The 23050-nt window shown below is 63.6% G+C and carries 27 protein-coding genes and 2 pseudogenes; 16 read left to right on the forward strand and 13 right to left on the reverse strand.

What is annotated here, in order from left to right; genetic code table 11:
* Window positions 1-23: 23 nt before the first annotated feature.
* The 4 genes from IY145_RS03890 to IY145_RS03905 are packed head-to-tail and all read left to right on the forward strand — an operon-like array spanning window position 24 to window position 2795.
* Window positions 24-920, forward strand: a complete 897-nt coding sequence (locus IY145_RS03890; protein ID WP_210332616.1) for a DUF692 domain-containing protein — start codon at window positions 24-26, stop codon at window positions 918-920.
* 5 nt (window positions 921-925) lie between these two features.
* Window positions 926-1723 carry a DUF2063 domain-containing protein gene (locus IY145_RS03895; RefSeq protein WP_246722190.1) on the forward strand — a complete coding sequence of 266 codons (798 nt, stop codon included), beginning with the start codon at window positions 926-928 and terminating at the stop codon, window positions 1721-1723.
* Window positions 1720-2196, forward strand: a complete 477-nt coding sequence (locus IY145_RS03900; RefSeq protein WP_196407000.1) for a DoxX family protein — start codon at window positions 1720-1722, stop codon at window positions 2194-2196. Before IY145_RS03895 ends, IY145_RS03900 begins: the two co-directional genes overlap by 4 nt.
* Window positions 2193-2795, forward strand: coding sequence for a TlpA disulfide reductase family protein (locus IY145_RS03905; protein ID WP_196407001.1), 603 nt, complete (start codon window positions 2193-2195; stop codon window positions 2793-2795). The genes IY145_RS03900 and IY145_RS03905 overlap by 4 nt, the downstream gene beginning before the upstream one ends.
* A 57-nt stretch (window positions 2796-2852) precedes the next feature.
* Here IY145_RS03905 and IY145_RS03910 read toward each other — a convergent pair whose 3' ends face one another.
* Window positions 2853-3416, reverse strand: coding sequence for a carboxymuconolactone decarboxylase family protein (locus IY145_RS03910; RefSeq protein WP_196407002.1), 564 nt, complete (start codon window positions 3414-3416; stop codon window positions 2853-2855).
* A gap of 316 nt (window positions 3417-3732) precedes the next feature.
* Complete coding sequence (locus tag IY145_RS03915) at window positions 3733-4134, reverse strand: helix-turn-helix domain-containing protein (protein ID WP_196407003.1); 402 nt, start codon at window positions 4132-4134, stop codon at window positions 3733-3735.
* A 114-nt stretch (window positions 4135-4248) separates the two neighbouring features.
* Here IY145_RS03915 and IY145_RS03920 point away from each other — a divergent pair, with 114 nt between their 5' ends.
* Both IY145_RS03920 and IY145_RS03925 read left to right on the forward strand, forming a co-directional pair.
* Window positions 4249-4464, forward strand: coding sequence for a 4-oxalocrotonate tautomerase family protein (locus IY145_RS03920; protein WP_196407004.1), 216 nt, complete (start codon window positions 4249-4251; stop codon window positions 4462-4464).
* 16 nt (window positions 4465-4480) lie between these two features.
* Window positions 4481-5059: a carboxymuconolactone decarboxylase family protein gene (locus IY145_RS03925; protein ID WP_196407005.1), complete on the forward strand. Its 579-nt coding sequence runs from the start codon at window positions 4481-4483 to the stop codon at window positions 5057-5059.
* Window positions 5060-5112: 53 nt separating this feature from the next.
* On the opposite strand, the gene IY145_RS03930 is transcribed toward IY145_RS03925, so the two are convergent.
* The 5 genes from IY145_RS03930 to IY145_RS03950 are packed head-to-tail and all read right to left on the reverse strand — an operon-like array spanning window position 5113 to window position 9899.
* Complete coding sequence (locus tag IY145_RS03930) at window positions 5113-6165, reverse strand: methyltransferase domain-containing protein (protein WP_196407006.1); 1053 nt, start codon at window positions 6163-6165, stop codon at window positions 5113-5115.
* Between the two features lie 5 nt (window positions 6166-6170).
* Window positions 6171-6740 carry a carboxymuconolactone decarboxylase family protein gene (locus IY145_RS03935; protein WP_196407007.1) on the reverse strand — a complete coding sequence of 190 codons (570 nt, stop codon included), beginning with the start codon at window positions 6738-6740 and terminating at the stop codon, window positions 6171-6173.
* Between the two features lie 50 nt (window positions 6741-6790).
* Window positions 6791-7486: a TVP38/TMEM64 family protein gene (locus IY145_RS03940; protein WP_196407008.1), complete on the reverse strand. Its 696-nt coding sequence runs from the start codon at window positions 7484-7486 to the stop codon at window positions 6791-6793.
* A complete protein-coding gene (locus IY145_RS03945) occupies window positions 7483-8907 on the reverse strand; it encodes an NAD(P)/FAD-dependent oxidoreductase (RefSeq protein ID WP_196407009.1) in 1425 nt (474 codons plus the stop codon). Before IY145_RS03945 ends, IY145_RS03940 begins: the two co-directional genes overlap by 4 nt.
* A complete protein-coding gene (locus IY145_RS03950; protein WP_246721764.1) occupies window positions 8904-9899 on the reverse strand; it encodes a radical SAM protein in 996 nt (331 codons plus the stop codon). Before IY145_RS03950 ends, IY145_RS03945 begins: the two co-directional genes overlap by 4 nt.
* A 148-nt stretch (window positions 9900-10047) precedes the next feature.
* Between IY145_RS03950 and IY145_RS03955 the strand changes: the two genes are divergently transcribed.
* Together IY145_RS03955 and IY145_RS03960 are read left to right on the forward strand one after the other, a co-directional pair.
* Window positions 10048-10713, forward strand: coding sequence for a TIGR04283 family arsenosugar biosynthesis glycosyltransferase (locus IY145_RS03955; RefSeq protein ID WP_196407010.1), 666 nt, complete (start codon window positions 10048-10050; stop codon window positions 10711-10713).
* Window positions 10714-10715: 2 nt separating this feature from the next.
* Entirely contained in the window at window positions 10716-11327 is a 612-nt protein-coding gene (locus IY145_RS03960) for a DUF2064 domain-containing protein (RefSeq protein WP_196410397.1), read from the forward strand.
* A gap of 40 nt (window positions 11328-11367) precedes the next feature.
* Here IY145_RS03960 and IY145_RS03965 read toward each other — a convergent pair whose 3' ends face one another.
* A complete protein-coding gene (locus IY145_RS03965) occupies window positions 11368-12267 on the reverse strand; it encodes a LysR family transcriptional regulator (protein ID WP_196407011.1) in 900 nt (299 codons plus the stop codon).
* A gap of 123 nt (window positions 12268-12390) precedes the next feature.
* On the opposite strand from IY145_RS03965, the gene IY145_RS03970 reads away from it, so the two are divergent.
* From IY145_RS03970 to IY145_RS03985, 4 genes are all read left to right on the forward strand, one after another.
* Window positions 12391-12942 (forward strand): carboxymuconolactone decarboxylase family protein, encoded by a 552-nt coding sequence (locus IY145_RS03970; RefSeq protein ID WP_196407012.1) that lies wholly within the window; start codon window positions 12391-12393, stop codon window positions 12940-12942.
* 56 nt (window positions 12943-12998) lie between these two features.
* The gene (locus tag IY145_RS03975; RefSeq protein ID WP_196407013.1) at window positions 12999-13463 is read left to right on the forward strand and encodes a nuclear transport factor 2 family protein; all 465 of its coding nucleotides are present in this window, start codon (window positions 12999-13001) and stop codon (window positions 13461-13463) included.
* A 166-nt stretch (window positions 13464-13629) separates the two neighbouring features.
* Window positions 13630-14007 (forward strand): DsrE family protein, encoded by a 378-nt coding sequence (locus tag IY145_RS03980; RefSeq protein ID WP_196407014.1) that lies wholly within the window; start codon window positions 13630-13632, stop codon window positions 14005-14007.
* 70 nt (window positions 14008-14077) lie between these two features.
* On the forward strand, window positions 14078-14683 hold the full coding sequence (locus IY145_RS03985; RefSeq protein WP_196407015.1) for a pyridoxamine 5'-phosphate oxidase family protein: 606 nt from the start codon (window positions 14078-14080) through the stop codon (window positions 14681-14683).
* A 59-nt stretch (window positions 14684-14742) separates the two neighbouring features.
* Here IY145_RS03985 and IY145_RS03990 read toward each other — a convergent pair whose 3' ends face one another.
* Window positions 14743-15003, reverse strand: a complete 261-nt coding sequence (locus IY145_RS03990) for a hypothetical protein (RefSeq protein WP_196407016.1) — start codon at window positions 15001-15003, stop codon at window positions 14743-14745.
* Window positions 15004-15515: 512 nt separating this feature from the next.
* Between IY145_RS03990 and IY145_RS03995 the strand changes: the two genes are divergently transcribed.
* From IY145_RS03995 to IY145_RS04005, 3 genes and pseudogenes are all read left to right on the forward strand, one after another.
* Window positions 15516-16343: a sulfurtransferase/chromate resistance protein gene (locus IY145_RS03995; RefSeq protein ID WP_196407017.1), complete on the forward strand. Its 828-nt coding sequence runs from the start codon at window positions 15516-15518 to the stop codon at window positions 16341-16343.
* Window positions 16340-17704: pseudogene (gene chrA / locus IY145_RS04000) on the forward strand (chromate efflux transporter); the annotation flags it as partial. The gene IY145_RS03995 and the pseudogene chrA, both read left to right, overlap by 4 nt.
* A 673-nt stretch (window positions 17705-18377) precedes the next feature.
* The gene (locus tag IY145_RS04005) at window positions 18378-19085 is read left to right on the forward strand and encodes a superoxide dismutase (protein ID WP_196407019.1); all 708 of its coding nucleotides are present in this window, start codon (window positions 18378-18380) and stop codon (window positions 19083-19085) included.
* A gap of 132 nt (window positions 19086-19217) precedes the next feature.
* Here the strand turns inward: IY145_RS04005 and IY145_RS04010 are convergent.
* Both IY145_RS04010 and IY145_RS04015 read right to left on the reverse strand, forming a co-directional pair.
* A pseudogene (locus IY145_RS04010) lies at window positions 19218-19452 on the reverse strand (IS3 family transposase); the annotation flags it as partial.
* 149 nt (window positions 19453-19601) lie between these two features.
* Window positions 19602-20375 carry a site-specific integrase gene (locus IY145_RS04015; RefSeq protein ID WP_246721765.1) on the reverse strand — a complete coding sequence of 258 codons (774 nt, stop codon included), beginning with the start codon at window positions 20373-20375 and terminating at the stop codon, window positions 19602-19604.
* Window positions 20376-20769: 394 nt separating this feature from the next.
* On the opposite strand from IY145_RS04015, the gene dusA reads away from it, so the two are divergent.
* Window positions 20770-21786 carry a tRNA dihydrouridine(20/20a) synthase DusA gene (gene dusA / locus IY145_RS04020; RefSeq protein ID WP_196407021.1) on the forward strand — a complete coding sequence of 339 codons (1017 nt, stop codon included), beginning with the start codon at window positions 20770-20772 and terminating at the stop codon, window positions 21784-21786.
* Window positions 21787-21807: 21 nt separating this feature from the next.
* Here dusA and IY145_RS04025 read toward each other — a convergent pair whose 3' ends face one another.
* Window positions 21808-22161: a DUF2200 domain-containing protein gene (locus tag IY145_RS04025; protein ID WP_196407022.1), complete on the reverse strand. Its 354-nt coding sequence runs from the start codon at window positions 22159-22161 to the stop codon at window positions 21808-21810.
* A 66-nt stretch (window positions 22162-22227) separates the two neighbouring features.
* Entirely contained in the window at window positions 22228-22998 is a 771-nt protein-coding gene (gene cobS / locus IY145_RS04030) for an adenosylcobinamide-GDP ribazoletransferase (protein ID WP_196407023.1), read from the reverse strand.
* Window positions 22999-23050: the final 52 nt, after the last annotated feature.

The raw sequence follows: 23050 nt of genomic DNA on the forward strand, positions 1-23050 counted from the left end.
CTCCGCCCATGCGAAGGAAGCCGATGAGCGCCTACGCCCCGAATAGCGAGCTCCGGCTGCCCATCCGAGCGGGCGTCGGCTTCAAGAGCGATCACTTTGATGACATCCAGGAGTCGGCGCCCAGCGTCGGCTTCTTTGAAATTCATGCCGAGAATTTCATGGGCGCGGGCGGGCCGCCGCATGCGCAGCTCACGCGAATTCGGCGGGACTACCCTTTGTCCATTCACGGCGTCGGTCTTTCGATCGGCGGCGCGCAGCCGCTCGATCGAGAGCATCTCGATCGGGTGAGAACTCTGGTCGCCCGATACGAGCCGGCCATGTTCTCCGAGCATCTCGCCTGGTCCACACATGGCGCCGCCTATCTGAACGATCTCCTGCCCATGGCTTATGACGACATCGGCCTGGCGAGGGTCACCCGCAATGTGATGGACGTTCAGGATGCGCTCGGCCGCCGGATTCTGCTCGAGAATCCCGCGACCTATCTGCGGTTCGAGACGTCAGACCTGTCCGAAGTCCAGTTCCTGAGCGAGGTCGCGCACCGATCCGGCTGCGGTCTGCTGCTCGACGCCGCCAATGTTCATGTCAGCGCGGTCAATCATGGCTTCTCGGCGGAAGATTACATCGATGCGTTTCCGATCGGCCTCGTCGAGGAAATTCACCTCGCCGGACATGCAGAAGACGCCGACGAGGATGGTGAGCGCTTGTTGATCGACGCGCATTGCGCTCCAGTCCCTTCGCCGGTCTGGGCGCTCTACAGACGCATCCTGGACCGCCGGGGACCTGTCGCCACATTGATCGAATGGGACAATGCCCTTCCCGCGTGGCCGGTCCTCCTCGACGAGGCGGCGCGCGCCGAGCATCTCCTCGAGGAGAGATGGCAATGGAGCGGAGAAACGACACGGCAGGAGGCGCGCGCTTGACCTCGATGCATGAGCGAACCCAAGGCGAATTCGTTCGCGCTCTCCTCAATCCTGATCTTCCGCCGCCCCGGGGTCTCGTGGCGTCGCATGGCGCCTTGCCCGCGGGGCGCTTCGCCGTTTATCGCAACAATGTGATCGGTGGATTGGTCGACGCGCTGGCGCAGCGCTTTCCGGTCTGCCTGCGCCTCGTCGGCGACGCGTTCTTCCGGGCGACCGCGCAATGCTATGTTCGAATAGCCCTGCCCGCCTCGCCCATGCTGTTCGAATATGGCGAGAGCTTCGGAGATTTCCTCGCCACCTTCGAGCCTGCGCGCGAGCTGCCCTATCTGCCGGACGTCGCCCGCCTCGAATATGCGGTTGGCCGCGCCTATCACGCTGCGGACGCCACTCCCCTGTCGCTCGAAGAGCTGCGGTCCGCGCCTGTCGACCTGCTCGACGGCGCGACCGTCGTCTTTCATCCCTCGACGCAGCTCGTCTGCTCGCGCTATCCGATCGTGTCGATTTGGCGCGCGAATATGTCGGACGAAGACTCGATCACGCCGATCGCGGATCATGCGCAGGACGCGCTCGTCACCAGACGCCGGTCGACTGTCGAGACACATGCGCTTGCCGTCGGCGGATCGACATTCGTGAGAACCCTCATGGAGGGAGCCGCGCTTCACGACGCGGCCGAGGAGGCGAAGCGCGCCGCTCCGAGCTTCGACCTCTCCGAATCGCTCCGCATTCTCTTGCTCGGCGAGGCGCTGATCCGTCTGCAAATCCCGAAGGAATTTTCGTCACCGAAGGAGCGCGGCGCCGCATGAAACTCTCGAACAAGATCACCGCTTCGCTCGACGCGATCCCCTACGCGCCGATCGCCCTGTTTCTCCGAGTGGTCGCCGCACATCCGTTTTTCGCGTCCGGCCAGACAAAGATCGAAGGACCGACCATCGGCGGAGACGTTTTCGGCGCCGACGTGACCGTTCAGATTCCGATGGCAGTCAGAGATGCGACATTCGCTCTCTTCGCCGAAGAGTACAAGCTGCCGTTCATTTCACCGAGTGTCGCGGCTTATATGGCGACCGCGCTCGAAGTCGTGCTGCCCGTGCTCCTTTTGCTCGGTCTCCTGACGCGCCTTTCGGCGCTCGGCCTTTTGGCCATGACTTTGATCATTCAGATCTTCGTCTATCCCGACGCGTGGTGGACGGCGCATGCCTATTGGGCCGCGCTGCTCATCGTCATCATCGCGCGCGGTCCGGGCGCCATCTCGCTCGACCATCTGCTCTCTCGCCGATGACTGCGGCGCCGGATCAACCGTCGCGCCGTGCGGTGACCATCGGCCTCGTCGGCGCGGCGATTTCTTCGTCGGTCGGGGCGCAATCGAACAACGATCGGACTTGGCCGCAGCTGCGAACCCCGACCTCGCAGTTCATCGAGCTGAGACCGCTCGCCGAGGCGCCCGCGCTCGACCTTCGACGCATCGACGGCAAGACGATCGAGCTGAAGGCGCTTCGCGGGAAGGTCGTCTTGCTGTGCTTCTGGGCGACATGGTGTCCGCCCTGCCGCCGCGAATTGCCGACGCTCGAACGTCTCGGGCGCCTCATCGATCCGCGCGACCTCGAGATTGTCGCGATATCGATCGACAAAGGCGGAAACGATTCGGTCGCTGCATTCTCGAGGAACATCGGCGTCCTTCGCCTGCTGCCCTTTCTCGACCCCGACGGACTTATCGCTGTCCGTGCCGGACAAACTTCCTCCTCGCCCTTCGTTCTTCATGGCATGCCGATCTCCTATGTCGTGGATCGGCTCGGACGCGTCGCCGGCTATATCGTCGGCGAGGTCGACTGGACATCCGGCGACGCGCTGGCGCTGATGAGGTTTTACATCGATCGATGATGCGGGAGGCGCGCCGCCGCTAACCGGCGCGTCTCGTTCGTCGAAACTCATGGCGGCCTATTTCGGGTCCGTTCGGCTATCCGTCCATGCGAAAGGCTCGAAGCTCTCGTTCAATGGCGTCTTCGCCAAGCGGTTGGTGTAGTTGCTCATCACCATCAGCGCGACGCCCATGATCACCTCGAGCAGCGCACGATTGTCGTAACCGGCTCGAAGAAAGCTCGCGGTCTCCTCTTCGGTCACGGCTCCACGCTTCGTCACCAAGGCGCGCGTGAACCGATGAAGCGCCTCCAGCTTGGCGTCGCCGATCGATCGGCCCTCCCGCAGGCTCGCGATGACTTCGGGAGAGACCTTCTGCTTGAATGCGGCGGCCGTATGGGCGGCGACGCAGAACGCGCAACCGTTCTCGAAGCTCGTCGCGAGAAGGATCGTCTCGCGCTCGGTAGCGGAAAACGCGGTCGACTCGAAAGCCTTGTAGAGAGCTTGAAAGCCCTCCAGCATAGCGGGCGATTCCGCTTGAACCGCGAACAGGTTGGGAACGAAGCCGAATCGTTGCTCGATCGCAGCGAGCCATTTGCGTGAGCCGTCGGGTGCGGTCGACTGGGTATGAAGTGTGAATGTCATCGATAATGTCTCCGACCTGCTGTCTGATGCGAATGTCGACGACCCGGAGGGGGACGTTCGAATGGAGCTTTGTTTCGGCGTTGCGAGCGAATGATGGGCTCGGTCGTCATCCGATACGCGTGACTCGCTCCTCGTCACCGGGAGATTGTCGCGAGAGGTTCTGCTTTTGCAGCGTTGCGGATCGCGCGCGAAGCGCAATTGAGATAGTTGCGCACGAAGTCCCGATGAGCAGGCGATCGGGCAAAGCTCATCACGCCATCCAGATCGAGGCTAGATGATGAATCGCGTTCGTCGCGTTTGGAGCCCGATTGACGAATCACTCCACGCTCTCTGTCGCAGCAGCGTGCAGAGTCTTCGCGCTGTCGTCCACGGCGCCCGCCGGCGCGAGCTGTCCGCCCTGGAGATGCTCTTCGCCCCAGCGATACAGCTCGCGCAGCAAAGGTTCGAGCGTCTGCCCCAATTCACTCAAGGAATATTCGACTCGCGGAGGAACCTCCGGGAATATTTTGCGCCGGATCATGCCATCCGCCTCGAGCTCCCGGAGCTGAATGGTCAACATGCGTTGGGTGACGTTTGGCATCGAACGGCGAAGCTCGTTGAAGCGCCATGTTCCATCGAGCAATCGGAAGAGAATCGTCGCCTTCCATTTGCTTCCCATCACGTCCAACGCCGCCTCGAAGGGGCAGCATGTGTAGGTCTCGTGTCTCTGCTTTCGCATCGTTCTGCCTCGCGGTATCGCATTTGATACTATGTGAAACATTAGTGCGTACTTGTTCGAACGCAGCATAGCTGCGCAGATTGTCGCGTCAATCGACGACAGAGGAGCAACGACATGCCGCTCGTGCAAATCAAAGGAATCGGCGGATATCTCACACCGGATGAAAAGCGAGAGCTCATCAGCAAAGTGACGGAGGCCGTGCTCTCCGTCGAAGGCGAAGGGCTTCGACAGGCGACATGGGTGATCGTCGAAGACGTGCAGCCCGGCGCATGGGGTGTCGGCGGTCAGGCCTTCACGGATGCCGATCTGAGACGATTGGCGGGACGATAACAAAGGAGAGATCACAATGACGACGATTTATAAGATCAAGGAGCTCGGCCTCCTGACCATCGAAACCGCGACCGGCAAGGCGCGCGACTTGCTGGATGCCGCCAAGCGGCAACTCGGCTTTGTTCCCAATATGTATGGCGCCATGGCGAATGAGCCGGCTCTGCTCGAGGCCTATTCCACGACCTACGCCGCCTTTCGACGCGACGCCGGCTTCACGTCGATCGAGCAGGAGCTGATATTCCTTGTCATCAGCCGCGCGAACTTCTGTCACTATTGCATGGCGGCGCACAGCTTCGTCGCGGATAAAATGTCGAAGGTTCCGACCGAAGTGACGGACGCCATTCGCGATGGTCGCGCGATCCCCGATTCCAGGCTGCAGGCGCTCGCGACATTCACGCATGTCATGGTCGAGATGCGCGGTCGGCCGAGCGAAGGCGCCGTGCGGGAGTTTCTCGCCGCCGGTTACAGCGAGAAGAATATTCTCGGCGTCATTCTCGCGATCGGCGTGAAGACCTATTCGAATTATGCCAATCATCTCTTCCACACGCCGGTCGACGACGTCTTCGCGTCTCGCGTGTGGAAGGAAGCCGCCTGATTTCGCAAAGGCGAAAGGCGCCCGGTCGCAATGAGCGGCCGGGCGCCGCTGTTTCAGCAGCACGCGTCTGCGCCCCGGCTCCGATCGGCGGAGCCCGTGAAGGGGATGTTCGTGCCGCAGCCGGGAAAAATGCCGAAATGCGTCGAGAAGTCGCCGAGGAAATCGAAATAGGGAGCGAAGCGGCTCTCCTTCAGCATGCGCCAGCTATTGCCGCAGACGGGGAAGAGCCGGCCCTTCTCGATCACATGATGGCTGTCGAGCGTGAAGCGGTGCGGCGCTTCCGGAACGCCGCCTCTGTAGATCACCGCCTGGCCGTAATCCTCGCATGCAGGCTCGAGGCCTTCGATCTTGAACAGACGATAGGTCGCCGAATAGAAGCGCGCAGCGCCGATCTTTTCCTCGATTTCGGAATCGATGATCTCCAGCGGCCGGCTGGCTGCGAGGCGTGGATCGCCGAAGCCGGCGGCTTTGGCGAGCGCGAGAAAGTCGCCCCAATAGAGAGCGCCTCCCAGACACTCTCCATACACGACGGGATCGTTGCGCAAGGCCGGATCGAGGCGTCTGTCGGCGTAGACATCGGCGAAGTGAAACTCCCCGCCCGGCTTCAAGAGATCGAACGCGCCTTTCAGAACCGCCGGCTTGTCGATCGAAAGATTGACGACGCAATTGGAGACGATGACGTCGAAGCTCGCCCGCTCGAGGCCGAGCGCGTCGAGCCGCTCGATATAGCCATGCAGAAAGCGCACATTATTGCGCGCATAGCCGAATCTTTCCCTGTGCCACTCGATATGCGCCGTCGCGGTTTCGAGCTGCTCCGGCGTCATGTCGACGCCGACGACCTCGCCCGACGGACCGACGAGCTGCGACATGAGATAGACATCGCGCCCGGAGCCGCAGCCGAGATCGAGAACCCGCCGGCCTTTCAGCTCCTCGGGAGCGACCAGTCCGCATCCGTAATATTTCGTTAGAACCTCATCGTGGATATTCGACAGCAGCGCCTTCACCCGCGCGGGCATGCTGTCGGGCGTGCAGCAGGCCATGGTCTTGAGATCGTCGGAGCTGCGCAGCGTCTTTCCGTAATAGTCCTTGACGGCTTCAATGTTCATGAATTTCACCCTTTCGGATCGGCTTTTCCCGCCGGCAGCTTGCAAAAGCCTTGTGAGGGAATGTCGAGCGCCGCATTGAATTTCGAGGAGAGATTTTGAAAGGCGACGAGGCCGGTCAATTCGACGATCGCATCGTCGCTCCAATGCTCCTTCAATCTGGCGCGCAGCTCGTCGCTCACGCCCGGCTCGGTCAATGTCATCGCCTCGGCATATTCCAGCGCGAGCCGCTCGTCGGGAGCGAACAGCGGGCTATTGCGCCAGTCGGCGAGTGCGTCGATCTTCTCCATCGCGACGCCGCGCTTGGCCAGCGTCGCGGAGTTGATGTCGACGCAAAAGGCGCAGTGGTTGATCTGAGAGACGCGCACTGTCACCAATGAGCGCAACGCCGGCGACAAAGGCGAGGCGCGCCGGTTCAAGGCGCCGTACAGCAGCGCCACGGACGCGAACACCAGAGGCGAGCGCCCCCACAGCAAGCCCGGATCGAGAACCCGTCCATAGGTCAGCTTCTGCTTCCAGAAGAAGAGACGAATGAACCAGGGATATCGGGAAATCGGCTTGGCTTCGACGGTGGGCATGATGAGTTCCATTCGGGGAAGAGCAGGTTGAAAGCGGCGCGCTATGATCGTCATTGCTGTCCTTCCCGCAGTCGCCGCAGAATCACGGGCAGCAGTGACAGAGCGCCGAGTCCGAGCAAGGCTGCGATCAAAGTGGGACTGAAGACGTCTTCCAACCGCACTTCTGCGCCGGCGTCGAATATCTGGCCGAGACTTGCTCCAAACGCCGCAAAGACCAGCGTGCCGGGCACGACGCCGATCGCGGTGGCCGCGACGAAGGGCTCTAGGCGCATTCCCAGCAGCGCGGGCGCCAGATTGACGGCCCAGAACGGAAGCACGGGAACGAGCCGAAGGAACAGCAGATAGTTGAAAGCGTCCTTGCGAAAGCCATTGGACATGCGCGCGAGAAAAGGTCCGGCGCGCTCGCGCAGGACGTCGCCAGCGGCGGAGCGGGCGATGAGGTACAGCAGCGTCGCGCCGACCGTCGCGCCGATGATGGTCAATGTCGCCCCGAGCGGCACGCCGAACAGAAAGCCGCCCGCGAGCGTCATGACCGCCGCTCCCGGCAGCGAGAGTGCGACGACTCCGACATAGGCGAGCACATAGGCGCAAGCGGCGACGACGCTGTGCGACTGGACGAACTCCAACAGCGCGGCGCGATTGTCGCGCAAGGCGTCGAGCGTGAGATATTGGTCCACGCGCAAATAAAAAGCCGCCACGATCAGCGCCGCGAGCGCGAGCAGAGGGACCAGCCGCTTCGGGCTCATCCGAAAGCTCCGAGAAAGCGGACGAGCGCGCGCATTCGCGCCGAGAACAGAGCAGGGGTGAAATAGCCGCCGGCGGCGCGTTTGGAGATCTCGCTCAGCGTCGGATAAGGGACGATGACATTAGCCAGCGCGCCGATCTTCAGCCCTTGTGAAATCGCCAAGGTCCAGGGCGTTATCAGCTCGCCGGCATTGTGGCCGACGATGGTCGCGCCGAGCACATGCCCGCCCTTCGTCACCACGGCCTCCAGGAATCCACGCGTGTCGCTCTCGGCTCGAGCGCGGTCATTGTCCGCGAAGTCGGCGCGCAGAATGCGAATATCGCCGCCTCTCTCCCGCGCCTGCGCTTTGGTAAGTCCGACTTGCGCGAGCTCTGGATCGGTATAGGTCACCCATGGAAAGGCCTTCGGTCGGCTTTTCGCCGGCAGCCGAAACAGCGCGTTGCGAATGACGATTCCGGCCTGATAGCCGGCGAGATGGGTGAATTGGAGCCCGCCCGCCACATCGCCGGCGGCGAAGATTCGCTTATTGCTCGTGCGCAGCCGGGCGTCGGTCTCGACGCCTTTGTTCGAATAACGCACACCCGCGGCCTCTAGCCCGAGATTTTCGACATTGGGCTTGCGGCCGGCGGCGACGAGCAGATGCGAGCCTTCGATCGCGCTTTCGCCGGCGCCGTTTCGCAGCACGATGGCGACGCCTTCGGCGCGTGTCTCGACGCGAAGAATGTCGACGCTCTCGTGAAGATCGATTCCATCCTCGACGAGAGCGTCGCGAACCACAGCGGCGGCGTCCGGATCGTCCTTCGGAAGCAGAGGCCCGAGGTCGAAGACGCTCACTTGCGCCCCGAGCCGGCGATGCGCCTGAGCCAATTCGCAACCGATCGGCCCCGCGCCGATCACCAGGAGACGCCGCGGCAGAACAATGTTGTCGAAGATCGTCTCATTGGTGAAATAGGGCGCGCTGTCGAGGCCGGGAATCGTCGGCACGGCGGCGCGGCTGCCGGTGGCGATCACGAAGCGTCGCGCGCGAATGATCTTGCCGGCGGCCTCGATGGTACGCGGATCGAGGAAGCGCGCGCGCCCTTCGATCACAATGCATCCGAGGCCCGTGAAGCGCTCGATGGAATCATGCGGCGCGATCGCATCGATGACGCGGTGGACATGGGCGTTCACCGCTTCGAAATCGACGTTCGGCTCGCCGGCTCGCACGCCGAATCGGGGCGCTCGCGCCACGGCTTTGGCCGCCTTCGCCGCGGCCAGCAGCGATTTCGACGGCACGCAGCCGGTGTTGAGGCAATCGCCGCCCATCTTCTGCGCCTCGATCAAGACGGTGCGCGCTCCGAGCTGCGCCGCGCCCGCCGCGACCGAAAGACCGGCGGAGCCCGCGCCAATGACGCAAATATCGGCCTGAATCTCATCGCTCATCGCGCCGCTCCCGTCGCGCTGCATGTCGCGCCGCCGAGCACGCAGAATCGCGCGCAATGGACGTGATTGAGGTTCACGCGGCGCATCGCCTCCGTGAGGGTCGAGCCCATTTCGAACGCCTGCGCATAGGGCAATAGCGTGCAGGAGACGACGATCGGCGTCGTAGCGTCCTTGCGCTTCAACACCATGCGCGAGCGCGCGCACATCATCTCAACCGGCGACTTTCCGAGCGCGGCCCAGCACCCTTCGCTGATCTCGGGCGCATCGTCATCTTCCGCCAGCTCGGGGAACAGCACGAGCCGCGCCGGATCATCGGCGTCGATGGCGACGCCGAGCGCAGCGAACAGATCACGAAACCCGGCGCGCGTCTCGGCTTCGCCATCGCCCGACGCCATCCGCGCCGCGACGGCGAGGTCGAAATGATTGGCGGCGAGCCAGAGCAGTCCTTCGATGGCGGGCGCCCAGCTGTTCGGCCCGCGAATTTTCTCGTGATCCGCGGCCCGATAATGGTCCAGCGACACGCGGCACGCCAGCCGACCCGCAAAGCGCATGTTCAGCTCGCGCAGCACAGGCGCGACGCGCCGCATCGGCCGCATCGCATTGGTCAGCACGAGAACGCGATGGCCGGCGGCGAGACTGTCCTCCACCATTCCGAGAAGATCGGGATTCATGAAGGGCTCGCCCCCGGTGAAGCCGATCTCGAGCGGCCCTTCGGCAATTTTCGCCGCCTCCTCCAGAAAGGCCCGAGCGTCCTCGCGCGTAAAATAGGCCAGACTGTCGTTCTTGGGAGAGGATTCGATGTAGCAATCACGGCAACCAAGATTGCACAACGTGCCCGTGTTGAACCACAGCGTCTCGAGGCGCACGAATGGCGCGTGCGCGCGCCTCTCGCCGCGGGCGGTGACGAAGGGATCGCGGAATTTCGCCGGGCCCGAAGGCGCCCGAGAGGGATCGGCCGAGCCGGCCGCCATCTCGGAAGCATCATATTGCATCAGCTCGCTCCTCTCCGCGTCTACCGCCTATTTCGGTCCCGGCGGCCAAAAAGTTTCAGATTTTTTCGTCGAAACAATGCTTCCGACAGCGGTAACCTTTTTCGCCCTCGCAGCGAAACTCCGGCCGTAGAGGAAGGGCGGCAAGCAGATGAACTTATCCATTGTCATTCCGACCCTCGACGCCGCCGCGACCCTGCCGCGAACGCTCGCCGCGCTCGGCCCGCAGGACGATATCATCGTCGTCGACGGCGGCTCTGACGACGCCACCGTCGCGATCGCCCGCGAGTCCGGCGCGAGGCTGGAGGCGGCGCCTATGGGACGCGGTATGCAACTGCAAGCCGGAGCCGAGACAGCGCGCGGAGACTGGCTGTTGTTTCTGCACGCCGACACGGTTCTGGAGGCCGGGTGGCGGGAGTCCGTCGTATCCTTCTGCGGCGATCCCACCAACCGCTGGCGGGCGGCCGTGTTCCGCTTCGCGCTCGACGACGAGTCGGCCCAGGCGAGGCGATTGGAGCGCTTGGTCGCATGGCGCGTGCGGTGGATGGGCCTGCCCTATGGCGACCAAGGGCTGCTGATCAGCCGCGCGTTCTATGATCGTCTCGGAGGGTTTCGGCTGCTGACTCTGATGGAGGACGTGGACATGGTGCGCAGGATCGGCGGCAAGCGGCTGACCGTCCTGCCCATATCGGCGCGCACCTCGGCGGCGCGATGGCGCCGCGACGGGTGGACGCGGCGCAGCCTGCGCAATCTCGCTTGCCTGACGCTCTACTTCCTCGGCGTTCCGCCGCAGGTCATTCGCCGCGTTTACGGTTGACCATGTCGATTCCGCGCCATCTCGTCGTTTTCACACGCTGGCCCCGCTACGGCGCCGGCAAGCGCCGGCTCGCGGCCGAGATCGGAGCCATCGAGGCGCTGCGATTTCAGCGGACGGCGCTGTCCTTGATGCTCCGCCGCCTCGGCGCCGATCCGCGTTGGACCACATGGCTCGCGGTCACGCCGGATCGCTCGGGGCCGTGGCCGGCCGGGTTAGGCATTCTCCCGCAAGGCCAGGGAAACCTCGGCCAGCGCATGGCGCGCGTCGCGCGCCTGCCGCCGCCCGGTCCCGTGCTGATCATCGGCAGCGACATTCCAGGCATAACGAGGGAGATGGTGGCGCACGGCTTTCGCGCTCTCGGCGATCACGCCGCCGTTTTCGGGCCCGCGACCGACGGCGGCTACTGGGCGGTTGGCATGCGCCGTCGCCCGCGCTTCGTGGCGCCATTCGGCGATGTGAGATGGTCGACCGAGCACGCGCTCGCCGACAGCCTCGCCAATCTGACCGGATCATCGGTCGCGCTGCTCGACATGCTCGAGGATGTGGACGATGCGCGATCCTTCATCCGTCTGCGCCAGCGAGGTTTGCTCGACGCGCATTTCGCGCGGCGCTGACGGATGGAGGCTGTCGCCCCGCCGCCTCATCGGGCGAGCGTCAGAAATCCACAAAGGTCCAATCGCAGTCGCGCGCCGCGAGGTCGATCAGCGATCGCACTTTGGCCGACAGAAGCCGCGCGCTCGGATAGACGAAATGGATCGGCAGCGGCGCCGGCTCATAATCGGCGAGCACGACCGCGAGCCTGCCGGCGCGGACCAGCTCGATGATCTGATAGCCGGCGGCGATGGTCAGTCCGCCATTGTTCTCGGCATGCCAGATCGCCGCCTCGGCGCTGTTCGTCACATAGGCGGGCGCCGCATCGACGTCGAAGCGTTCGCCGTCCGACCAGAAGCGCCAGCGGCCGGCCGGCGTCAGGGACGTGCAGGAAATCAGCCGATGGCGCTCGAGATCGGCTGGCGTCGCCGGCGCGCCTCTCGTCTCGAGATAGGCCGGAGAGCCGACGACGACCCGCCGCGTCGCGCCCATCCTGCGCGCGACCAGCGCGGAGTCGGACAAATGGCCGATGCGCAGAGCGAGATCGAATCCTTCCTCCACGAGATCGACGAAGCGATCGGAGAGCGACAACTCGACCGTGAGCTGCGGATGCGCGTTCATATAGCGGCCGATCAACGGCCCGATGTGCATGCGTCCGAACATCAGCGGCGCGGACAGGCTCAGCCGTCCCCGTGGCGCGCTGTGCTCATTCTCCGCGACGCGCTCGGCCTCCTCGAGGTCGGTGACGATCCGCCGGGCGCGCTCGAGAAAGCGCGCGCCTGCATCCGTCAGGCCGACGGAGCGCGTCGTTCGTTGCAGAAGCCGCACGCCGAGCCGATCCTCGAGCGCGGCGACGAGTCGTGTCACCAGGGACGCCGAGACACCGAGGCTTCGCGCCGCCGGCGCGAAGCCCTTGTGGTCGACGACCGCGATGAAGGCCGTGATCGTGTCGAAGCGATCCATTGGATTGCTGCACCTGCCGCAACGATGTCGTGCCGAGAAAGGCGATTATCGTCTCGCTCGTCATCTATCATCTTCGGGGCGACAGGCAAAACGCCTGCGAGCACGAAATCGAAGGAGCGCATCATGTCTCGTCTCTCGACGCCCGAAACCATAGAAGCGGCGCCCGCCGCGGCCCGTTCGCTGCTGGAAGCGGTGAAGGCGAAGCTCGGACTCGTTCCGAATTTCTATCGACTGGTCGCCAATAGCGCCGCCGGCCTCGAAGGCCTGCTCGGCTTGACCGAAGGGCTGGCCAAGGGTGCGCTCGACGCGCGCACGCGCGAGCGCATCGCCGTCGCGGTGGCCGAATTCAACGGCTGCGGCTATTGCCTCTCGGCGCACGCCTATATCGGCAAGAACCTGCTGAAGCTCGATGATGCGGAGATCGCCGCCAATCGCGACGGCCGCTCGTCGGATCGAAGGGCCGACGCCGCTCTGCGCTTCGCGCTCGAGATCGTTCGCAAGCGCGGCCATGTCTCGGACGCCGATCTGTCGGCTGTGCGCGCGGCGGGCTTCGGCGACGCCGAGATCATCGAGATCATCCTGCATGTGGGCCTCAACACGCTGACGAATTACGTCAATGAGATCGCCGACACGACGATCAATTTTCCTGCTTTGGAGCTGCGTCGCGTGGCGTGAGCCGAGCATGCGTCCACGCTCTTTTCGGACGCACGCTCCAATCGGAGGAGGAAATCATGTCGAGACCGCCGCTACCGCCTTTCACCGCCGAAACCGCCGCCCAAAAAGTTCGCCTCGCCGAGGACGCCTGGAACAGCCGCGATCCGGAGCGCGTCGCGCAGGCCTATTCGATCGACAGCCGCTGGCGCAATCGCGCCGAATTCATTGTCGGCCGCGATTCGATCGAGGCCTTTCTCCAACGCAAATGGTCACGAGAACTCGAGTATCGGCTCATCAAGGAGCTGTGGGCGTTCCACGAGAATCGGATCGCCGTCCGCTTCGCCTATGAATGGCGCGACGACAGCGGGAGCTGGTTTCGCTCCTACGGCAATGAAAATTGGGAGTTCGATGAGCAGGGACTCATGCGCCTGCGCATCGCCAGCATCAACGATGTTCCGATCTCCGCCGCCGATCGGAAGTTTCATTGGCCGCTCGGCAGACGGCCGGATGATCATCCGGGCTTGAGCGATCTCGAGCTGTGACGGCGAGCGGACCGGATCGAGGGGACTCGATTCGACGTCACGACGATCGCCAGCGGACGACAGCGAGCCTTCAGGCTCGCGGTCCAGCGGGCGCGCATCGGACAGCAAGCCTCCAGGCTCGCTTCCAAAACATTCGGAAATTATCGGCAAACGCAAGGTGAAACCCATGAGCAAGACCGCCATCATCATCTATTCCGATCCGAAGTCCGGCTCCGAGGAAGCGCTCGGCCGCCTCTTCAACGGCCTGTTCCTCGCTTACGAGCTCAAGGAGAAAAAGCAGGACGTCGCCGTCGTCTTCCAGGGCGCCGGCACGCGCTGGCCGACTCAGCTCGTCAAGGCCGACCACGCGGCGCATGCTCTCTATGAAGCGGTGAAGGATGTCGTCGCGGGCGTCTGCGGCGGCTGCGCGGATGTCTTCGGCGCCACAGAGGACGCCCGCAAGACCGGACTGAAGCTCGATTACGAAAAGGCGATTCCCGGAACGCCGGGCGTGCTCGATCTGTCGAGCTACCTCGACCAGGGCTACAGCCTCGTCACATTCTGATCTCTGTTCCGCGCCCGGCCGCATTCGCGGCCGGGCGCCCGCTCCCTCGACTCTGCCAAGGGGATCGATCATGGACAATCAGCGCCCGAACAGCGACATCGCCTTCACCGAGACGGTGAAGCAGCTCCAGCGCCGCAATGGCTCGCGCGACGCCTACGCCAAAATGGAGTCGCGCGGCTGGCAGGACCGCATCACCCCCCAACTGGCGGCGTTCATCGCCCAGCAGAACAGCTTCTACCTCGCGACCGTGAACGCCGAGGGACAACCCTATATCCAGCATCGCGGCGGGCCGCGCGGCTTCCTCATGCCGATCGACGAGCACACATTGGCGATGGCCGATTTCAGAGGCAACCGTCAGTTCATCTCCCAAGGCAATCTGCTCGACAACTGCAAGGCGTTCATTTTTCTGATGGACTATGCGAACCGGCGCCGGATCAAGATCTGGGGCGAGGCCTCCATGGTGGAAGGAGATGACGCCTTGCTCCGATCAGTGACGCCCGATGACTACGCCGCGGCGCCCGAGCGCGTGCTTTTGTTCAAGGTGTCGGCCTGGGACGCCAACTGCCCTCAGCACATTCCGCGCAAGATCGACGCCGACGAGGTCGACGATATGCTGGCGAAGCGGGATCGGCGAATCGCCGAGCTCGAAGCGGTGATAGAACAGATGCGGCGCTGAGTTCCGGACGTGACGATCATCTCAGCGATGAAAGTGAACACAATTTTCGTTCACCTCGGTTATCCGAATTGCACGTCAAGCTCCTCATAACGACCAGCGGCGAACTGGGGCCGCGGGGCTATTTTAGGTGATTTCCCGGATGTCGTCGGCTCTTCCTCTCGCTCCGCGCACGAGAATATTCGCTGAATGAGATCCTCGGCCGCTCGTCGGTCGAACTCGGTATCGCGCAGGGAGAGCGCTTTCATGCCGTCGATCATCCCGATCATGACGGTGGCCGCAGCCTCTACATCGAGGCTCGGCGCGACGGCGCCGTGCCGCATAATCCTAGCCGCCAATGAATGGCGCGCCTCGGAACCCAGATGGCGTATCGCGCTACTGTTTTGAGAACGTCCTCCATCCATTGTCGCTCACGCCCGCAGCCGCTCGGCGACGCTTCGTCGTCCAGCGGTTTCCTCCGCGGGCTCAGCGACGAGGATCCAATCATGCAAATGTTCCGAATCTCCCGCCGATCGGCGACTCTCGTAGCGCTCGTCATCGCGAGTTCGGCCTACGCGCCACCGATTTTTGCGCAACAAGATCCGGAAGCGGCCATCCTCGGCAAATGGGAAGCGGACGATACGACCAGATGCGCAAGCTGCGGCGGACAAGATCGGAATTCCTAGCTTTCTACAAACCTCTGGCGGAGTTCCGCGGGCGCCACGCGGGCGGAGTCGGCTCGGACGGCATTGACAGACTTCGGCCATTTTGGTGTAAAGTCCTTCCATGGGGAAGCGATCTCCCCACGAGGCGACATGCCCAAGAATCGCGTCCGGTTCTCCACCAAGGGCGCATCATGTCGTCGATCAACTCCATCTCTCCCGACAAGCTCGCGCGTCTCGTCGGCGTCCGCCATTGTCCGGCGCTCGTCGATGTGCGGACGACGGAAGAATTCGAGGCCGACCCGCGTTTCGTCGCGGGCGCCCTGCGCCGCGATCAGGCCTCTGTTTCCGAGTGGGCGTCCGAATTCGCCGGTCGCGCAGCCATCGTCGTCGACCAGACCGGCGGCGCATCCGGAGAAGGCGTTGCGGCATGGCTGCGGCAAGCGGGCGCTTCGTCGGCGGACGTTCTGAGCGGCGGCCACGTCGCATGGGTCGAGGCCGGCGGCCCGCTCATCCCGGAAGCGAAGCTTCCTCCGCGCGACCATCTGGGTCGAACGATCTGGGTCACACGGACGCGGCCGAAGGTCGATCGCATCGCCTGCCCGTGGCTGATCCGCCGCTTCATCGATCCGAAAGCGGTGTTTCTCTTAGTCGCGCCCGCCGAAGTCTCCTCGGTCGCCGAACGCTTCGGCGGCGTGGCGTTCGACATCGACGACGCCTTCTGGAGCCACCGGGGCGAACGCTGCACGTTCGACACCATGCTCGATGAATGGGGACTGACGATAGAGCCCTTGCGACGGCTTGCCGTCATCGTGCGCGGAGCCGACACGGCCCGCACCGATCTCGCGCCGGAAGCGGCCGGCCTGCTCGCGGCGTCGCTCGGTTTGTCCCGAATGTATGCGGATGATCTCGAGCTGCTCGAAGCTGGAATGACGCTCTATGACGCCTTTTATCGTTGGCGCCGCGACGCTGCCGACGAACCTCACAACTGGCCTCCGACCAAGTCGGGAAAGACTCCATGAGCGCGCTGGCGGGAAGTCGTGCACGCGCTCATGGCGTCTCTTTGCGCGAGGCGTTCGACGTATGGGCGCGGATCGCCGTCATGAGTTTCGGCGGTCCTGCGGGGCAGATCGCTCTCATGCACAAGGTTCTCGTGGAGGAGAAACGCTGGCTCTCCGAGAGCCGATTTTTGCACGCGCTCAACTACTGCATGCTGCTCCCCGGTCCAGAAGCGCAGCAGCTCGCGACCTATGTCGGTTGGCTGATGCACGGAACGCTCGGCGGCGTCATGGCCGGCGGCCTTTTCTTGCTCCCTGGCGCGGCCGCGATCATGGGGCTGAGCGTCGTCTATGTGCTGTTCGGCAAGATCGGCATCGTGGCGGCGGCGTTTTTTGGTCTCAAGGCCGCCGTTCTCGCCATCGTCGTCGAGGCGGTGATCCGTATCGGGAAGCGCGCGCTCGCGACCCAGGCGCTGCAAGGGATCGCCGCGGCGGCTTTCATATCGATTTTCTTATTCGATGTGGCGTTCCCGCTCATCATTCTCGGCGCAGGCCTCGTCGGCTATTTCAGCGGAAGGAGGGGATGGCCGCAATTCTCCGGCCGCGCTCACGCGAGCGGCGCGAAAGGCGACGACAGCCTGCTCGGCGACCTTCTCCCTCTCCATACGACTGCTTCCGCTCGAAAGACGTTGCAATGCGTGGCTGTCTGCTTGTTCCTCTGGCTCGCGCCTGTGACGATCCTCGCGCTGACGCTCGGGCCGGCGAACGTCTTCAGTCAGATCGCCGTGTTCTTCAGCAAAATGGCGATGGTGACTTTCGGCGGAGCCTATGCGGTTCTCGCCTATGTCGCTCAGCAAGCCGTCGATGAATTTCATTGGCTGCGCTCACACGAAATGCTCGACGGGCTCGGACTGGCCGAAACGACGCCCGGCCCTCTCGTCATCGTTCTGCAATTCGTCGGATTCCTCGCGGCGTATCGGCAGCCGGGCGTCCTCTCGCCGATCCTCGCCGGCGCTCTCGGAGGCCTGTTGACGACATGGGTGACCTTCGTCCCGTGCTTTCTCTGGATTTTTCTGGGCGCGCCCTATGTCGAAAAACTGCGTGACAATCGCGCGCTCGCCGGGGCGCTCACGGCCATCACCGCGTCGGTCGTCGGCGTCATCCTCAATTTGGCGATCTGGTTCTCCATCCATGTTCTGTTCCACGAGACGGCGCCCGTGCGGGGGCTCGGCTTCTCCTTCGAAATTCCCTTGCTCGCGAGCGTCGATCCTCTGGCGTTGCTGTTGACGATCGGCGCGGCGCTCGCTTTGTTTCGTTTCGGGTTCGGCGCGCCGCGCACCCTCGCGCTGTGCACGGCGGCCGGGGTATTGTTGTTTATCTTCGGCGCGGCTCCGGCGGCGGCTCGGACGCTGGCCGCGCCTGAAAGCGCAGCGATGCGGGCGGTCGTCGATGACTCGCTCGCGCCGAAGGTCTTGATGTCCTTTGCCACGCTCTGGCATGCTTTCGCCTTCGCGGCCGGCGGCGTCTATGTCGTCCACGCCTATCGGTCTCTGTTCCTCGGCGGTTACGAGGCGCGTTGGGCGCGGATCATTCGATCCGCCGACTGGCAGCTCTGGGCGTCCGGCTTTGCGGTCATCGGCCTCGGGATTTGGCTTTCCGACGAAGACTATCTCGCCAATCCGAAGCTCTGGGCCAAAGCGACGCTCGTCTTCGTTTGGTTCGGCGCGACTCGAGCCATGCGCCTGTTGGCGCTTCCAAAGCTCCGACGAGGCGAACGCGGCCCGATGCTGGTCGCTTCCTCGATCAGCGCGGCATGTTGGGCCTATGGCGCCTATCTCGGCGTGGCGAAGCCGCTGGCGTTCGGCGTCACGCCATTCTGGGCGCTGTTGGTTGGGTTCCTCGCGACGATCTGCGGCTTTCTGCTCATGACGCTTCACTTCGACAAGCGCCGCTCGAGCAGCTTTCCATCCAATGGCTTCGACCGCGATGCGGATGAAGGCGCGCCGCCCTGAACGAGGCGTGGCGAACACTGACCGAACATTCTCGAGGAGGCAGACGATGACCCATCAACTCGACCGCAGAATTTTCCTTAGCGCCGCCGTGACGGCGAGCGCGGCGCTCGCGACGAATCCCACGAGAGCGGAAGACGCCGCCGCGTCCACGCGAAAGCCCTTCGTTCACCCCATGAAGCCGCTGCCCTTCGATCCGAAAAGCGTGAAGGGATTCTCGGAGAAGATTCTCGTCTCTCATTACGAGAACAATTACGGCGGCGCGGTCAAGCGACTGAACGCCATCGCCGAGCAGCTCGCGGGGCTCGATTTCGACAAGGCGCCGGGGTTTCAGATCAACGGGCTGAAGCGCGAAGAGCTGATCGCGACCAATTCCATGATCCTGCACGAAATCTATTTCGCCGGCCTCGGCGAAGCCAGCAAGCCGGGAGCGGCGCTCGCCGAGGCGATCGAGCGCGACTTCGGCTCCTTCGATCGCTGGCGCTCGGAATTCACCGGCATGGGCAAGGCGCTCGGCGGCGGATCCGGCTGGGTCATCCTCGCCTATGACAAGCGCGGGCAGAGGCTCGTCAATTCATGGGCGAGTGATCACACCCAGAGCATCGCCGGAGGCGATCCGATCCTGGTTCTCGACATGTTCGAGCACGCCTACCAAATGGACTTCGGAGCCAAAGCGGCCGACTATGTGAAGGCCGTCATGGCTGCGATCAATTGGTCCAACGCCGATCGCCTGTATGAGAAAAATCGCAAGTCCTGACGAACGGGCGCAGCTCTTAGCGGCGCGCCTCTGCAGCGCGCTCCGGCACGCCTTTCGGCCTGTAGGGTCGTGGGCGAGCCGGAGGACCACGTTGAAACACGCCGGGGATCGCTGGAGGCCAATTTGTTTGAGTCAGACCGGCATGGCGGGCTCCTCAAGTTGCGCGTGATGCCGCGCTTCGGCGTCGGCGGGATGTTTCCGATCGGCTCTAGCAGTCTATGCTTGTCGAACCGATCAACCCATTCGAACCAGGCGAACTCCATGGCCTCGGAGCTTCGCCAGGGCTCGCATCGCAGAGTCCGTTGATCGTCTCGGCGAGCGCGTTGTTGTAGCCGTCGCCGGCGCTGCCGACCGAGGTCTCGACGCCGTGGCCTCGGGAGGTGGAAGCGGCTTGACCTGCCCGCAGTTCAAGATGGCCTTGCCGAGCTTCTCGACTCGTCATCCGGAGCCGATTGCAACAGACGTCTTTTCGAGCCGCGATATGCCTTTGCTTCTCACGCCCATGGCGCAAAGAGTTCAAGCCGCCATCCCATTCTTCCGAGCATGCAACTGTTCCGGCTTGAGGTGTGTATATCGTCGAAGCATCTTCCAGTCTCGATGGCCGGTGACGAGCGCCACTTGCTCGATCGAGAAGCCCGCCTCGAAGAGGCGGCTTGCGCCTTCATGCCGTAAATCGTGAAAATGTAAGTCAGAAATCTTGAGGGCGCGACATGTCCGACGAAACGCCGTCCCTACCGACCGGCTGTTATACGGAAAAATTCGACCCTTGCTGCTTTTCGAGGCTTCCTTCTGCTCGTGAACGAGAGCGCACGCGTCATAGCCGCTCACGTCGAGAAGCGGAATCTTCTGATTGTTTCCCGACTTCCGGCGCGGGTCTTTCCGATCTCTGATGAGAAGCATCTTATGGTCGGGATCGAAATCCTCCCATGCGACGCGGCAAATTTCATCGAGGCGCATCGCAGTCGCGATCGCGAAGCGCACGATCCTTCCCAACGGAATTGTCAGCTTCGGCGTCAAATCGGCTCGTGCGATAATGCGATCGATTTCGTCCGGCGTCGGCCGGCGATCACGTTCGTTTCCTTTCCCGACCAATCCCAGACGGTTCAGTGCGATGCGCGCGAGATCGGTCGGCTCCGTCGAAAGCTGGATGCCGTGAACCGCCGCTGCGTGCGACAGGATCGTTTTGACATAGCCGAGGTCGATGCCGAGCGTGACGGGACCGGCTCCTTCCTTCGCTCTATCGCGACCGAATTGAATGAGCCGCTCTCGATCGAGCTCCGAAATCTTCAATCGCCCGAGGCGACGCTCGAGAGATTTGAGGCTCGCGGCTTTCGACCGGCCGATCCGCTTTCCGACCTCCGTGAGATCGTCTCTATGGAGCCGGACGAGATCGCCGAATGTTCGAGCTCCCTTTCGCGCACGCTTCGACGGCGACTCGCCGCGGTCGATCCGGCGCTCTATGTCGAGCGCCCACTCCTCGGCGTCGCGCCGGCGGAGAAACGTCTCGTTGACGTATTTCCCCTTGCGTCGAACTTGAGCGCGCCAGGAGCCGGATTTGAGCCTCGTGAAGGTCGCCATTTCGTGTGCGCTCTGTGTGCACTGAGAAGTCGAAAAGGAGCGAAAAGTGTCGTATCGAGGCGTACCGGAGAGTGCACACGACCCGACCTATGGCCTTGAGACTAAAATGAAATCGCTTACAAATCAAGATATTAGATTCTCTACCGCGCCTATGATGGACTGGACGGACCGTCACTGCCGGTTCTTCCATCGGCTGATGTCGCGCCGCGCGCGGCTCTATACGGAGATGCTCACCACCGGCGCCGTGATCTTCGGCGACCGCGATCGGCTGCTCGGCTTCGACGCGGCGGAGCAGCCGCTGGCGCTTCAGCTCGGCGGCTCCGATCCGGGCGAACTGGCGAAGGCCGCGCGCATCGCCGAGCCCTATGGGTTCGACGAGATCAATCTCAATGTCGGATGCCCGTCCGATCGCGTGCAGAATGGCGCCTTCGGCGCGTGCCTGATGCTGCGACCCGATCTCGTCGCCGATTGCGTGACGGCGATGAAGGACGCCGTCGCTCTCCCCGTCACTGTGAAATGCCGCATCGGCGTCGACGATCAGGAGCCACGCGCCGCGCTGTTCGGGCTCGCCGAGCGCGTCGTCGCCTCGGGATGCGACGCGCTGATCGTTCACGCCCGCAAGGCTTGGCTCTCCGGCCTCTCGCCCAAGGAGAACCGCGACGTTCCGCCGCTCGACTATGGACTCGTCTATGAGCTGAAGCGCGCCTTTCCCGATCTGCCGATCGCGATCAACGGCGGGATCGCGACCATGGACGACATGCGCGCGCATCTCGCCCATGTCGACGGCGTGATGATCGGCCGCGCCGCCTATCACGAGCCGGAGCTTCTGCTCGGCGTCGATCCGGAATTATTCGGCGAGCCGGCGCCGCTCGCCGACGGCTTCGCCGCGGTCGAAGCCTTCATTCCCTATGTCGAGACGCAACTGCGGCACGGCGAGCGCCTCTCCTCCATGACACGGCACATGCTCGGCCTCTTCGCTGGCAAGCCCGGCGCACGCGCCTTTCGCCGACGCCTCGCAGGCGAGTCCGTCCGGCCCGGCGCCGGCGTCGAGACGCTGCTCTCCGCGGTCGACGAGGTGCGGCGCGCGACGGCGCGCATGGCGGAGGCGGCGAGCGCCGAGTAAACTAAGATATATCGCCCAGAATCAACTCTTTCGCAGAATTTTATCCATTGCTTTTCCCCGCGCCAGCTCATCGATCAATTTATCCAAATAGCGAATTTCTCGCATGGTCGGCTCCTCGATATCCTCCACGCGGACACCGCAAACCATGCCCTTGATCAAGACTCGCGATGGATTGATTTGGGGGGCCTCTGCAAAAAATGTTTCAAAGTCGGTCTGTTTTTCCAGTCGAGCTTGCAACTGCGTTTGATCATAGCCGGTCAACCAGGTGATGATCTGATCGACCTCAGCTTTTGTACGCCCCTTTTTCTCTGCTTTGGCGACGTAAAGAGGATAAACGCTCGCGAAACTGGTCGAATAAATCCGGTGCTTCGCCATGAGTTTCTGCTCCTGAGCTCAACGCCGACTTATGCCATTGTCGGCCGAGTTCGACATTCGACGCCGCTATTGCGCGGCGAAGACCAGCAGCGCCGCGATCTCGGCCGCCTGCTGCGCGCCGCCCAGCACATCTCCCGTGAGGCCGCCGATCTGCCGCTCGGCGAGCTTGGCCGTCGCATAGGCCGCGCCGACGGCGAGCGCGCCGGCGACGAGCGCCGTGATCGGCGAGACGCCGACGGCGATCGGTAAGATGGAGAAGGCGCTCGCCAGCAGCGCCGCCGTCTGCAGCGCCTCCTTGAACGGCCGCATGGCGGCGTGTCCGGCGCCGTCTGCGCGCGCGGGCGCGAGGATCATGATGGGCGCCAGCCCCGCCGTGCGGGAGAGCGCCGCGGCGAATATGAGGACAGCCGCCGCCTCGAAGCCGCCGCGCTGCGTGATCGCCATCACCGCCCCGATGCGCAACGCCAGCGACAACGTCAGCGCCAGGGCGCCGTAGGAGCCGAGCCGGCTGTCGCGCATGATCTCGAGCTTCTCCTCCCGCGTCGCGCCGCCGCCGAAACCATCGGCGAGATCGGCGAGCCCATCCTCATGCAGCGCGCCGGTGACGGCGACCAGCGCCGCCAGCGCCAGCGTGGCGGCGAGGAAGGGCGGCAGGCCGAAAGCGCGGGCGGAGAGCAGAGCCCAGGCCGGAGCGAGGCCGATCAGCGCGCCGGCGACCGGCAGCGCCCGCACGGCGGTGCGGAAATCCGGCATTTCATGCCCCCGCGGGGCTGGAACCGGCAAGCGGGAGTAGAAGCGCAGGCAGGCGAGGAGATCGTCGACGAAGGGGCGGAACATGCGTCCCCTCATGGAGCCAAAGAGGCGATTTGTCGAGACGGGGCGATCGAAA

It is taken from the genome of Methylosinus sp. H3A (assembly GCF_015709455.1).
Lineage (GTDB): Bacteria > Pseudomonadota > Alphaproteobacteria > Rhizobiales > Beijerinckiaceae > Methylosinus.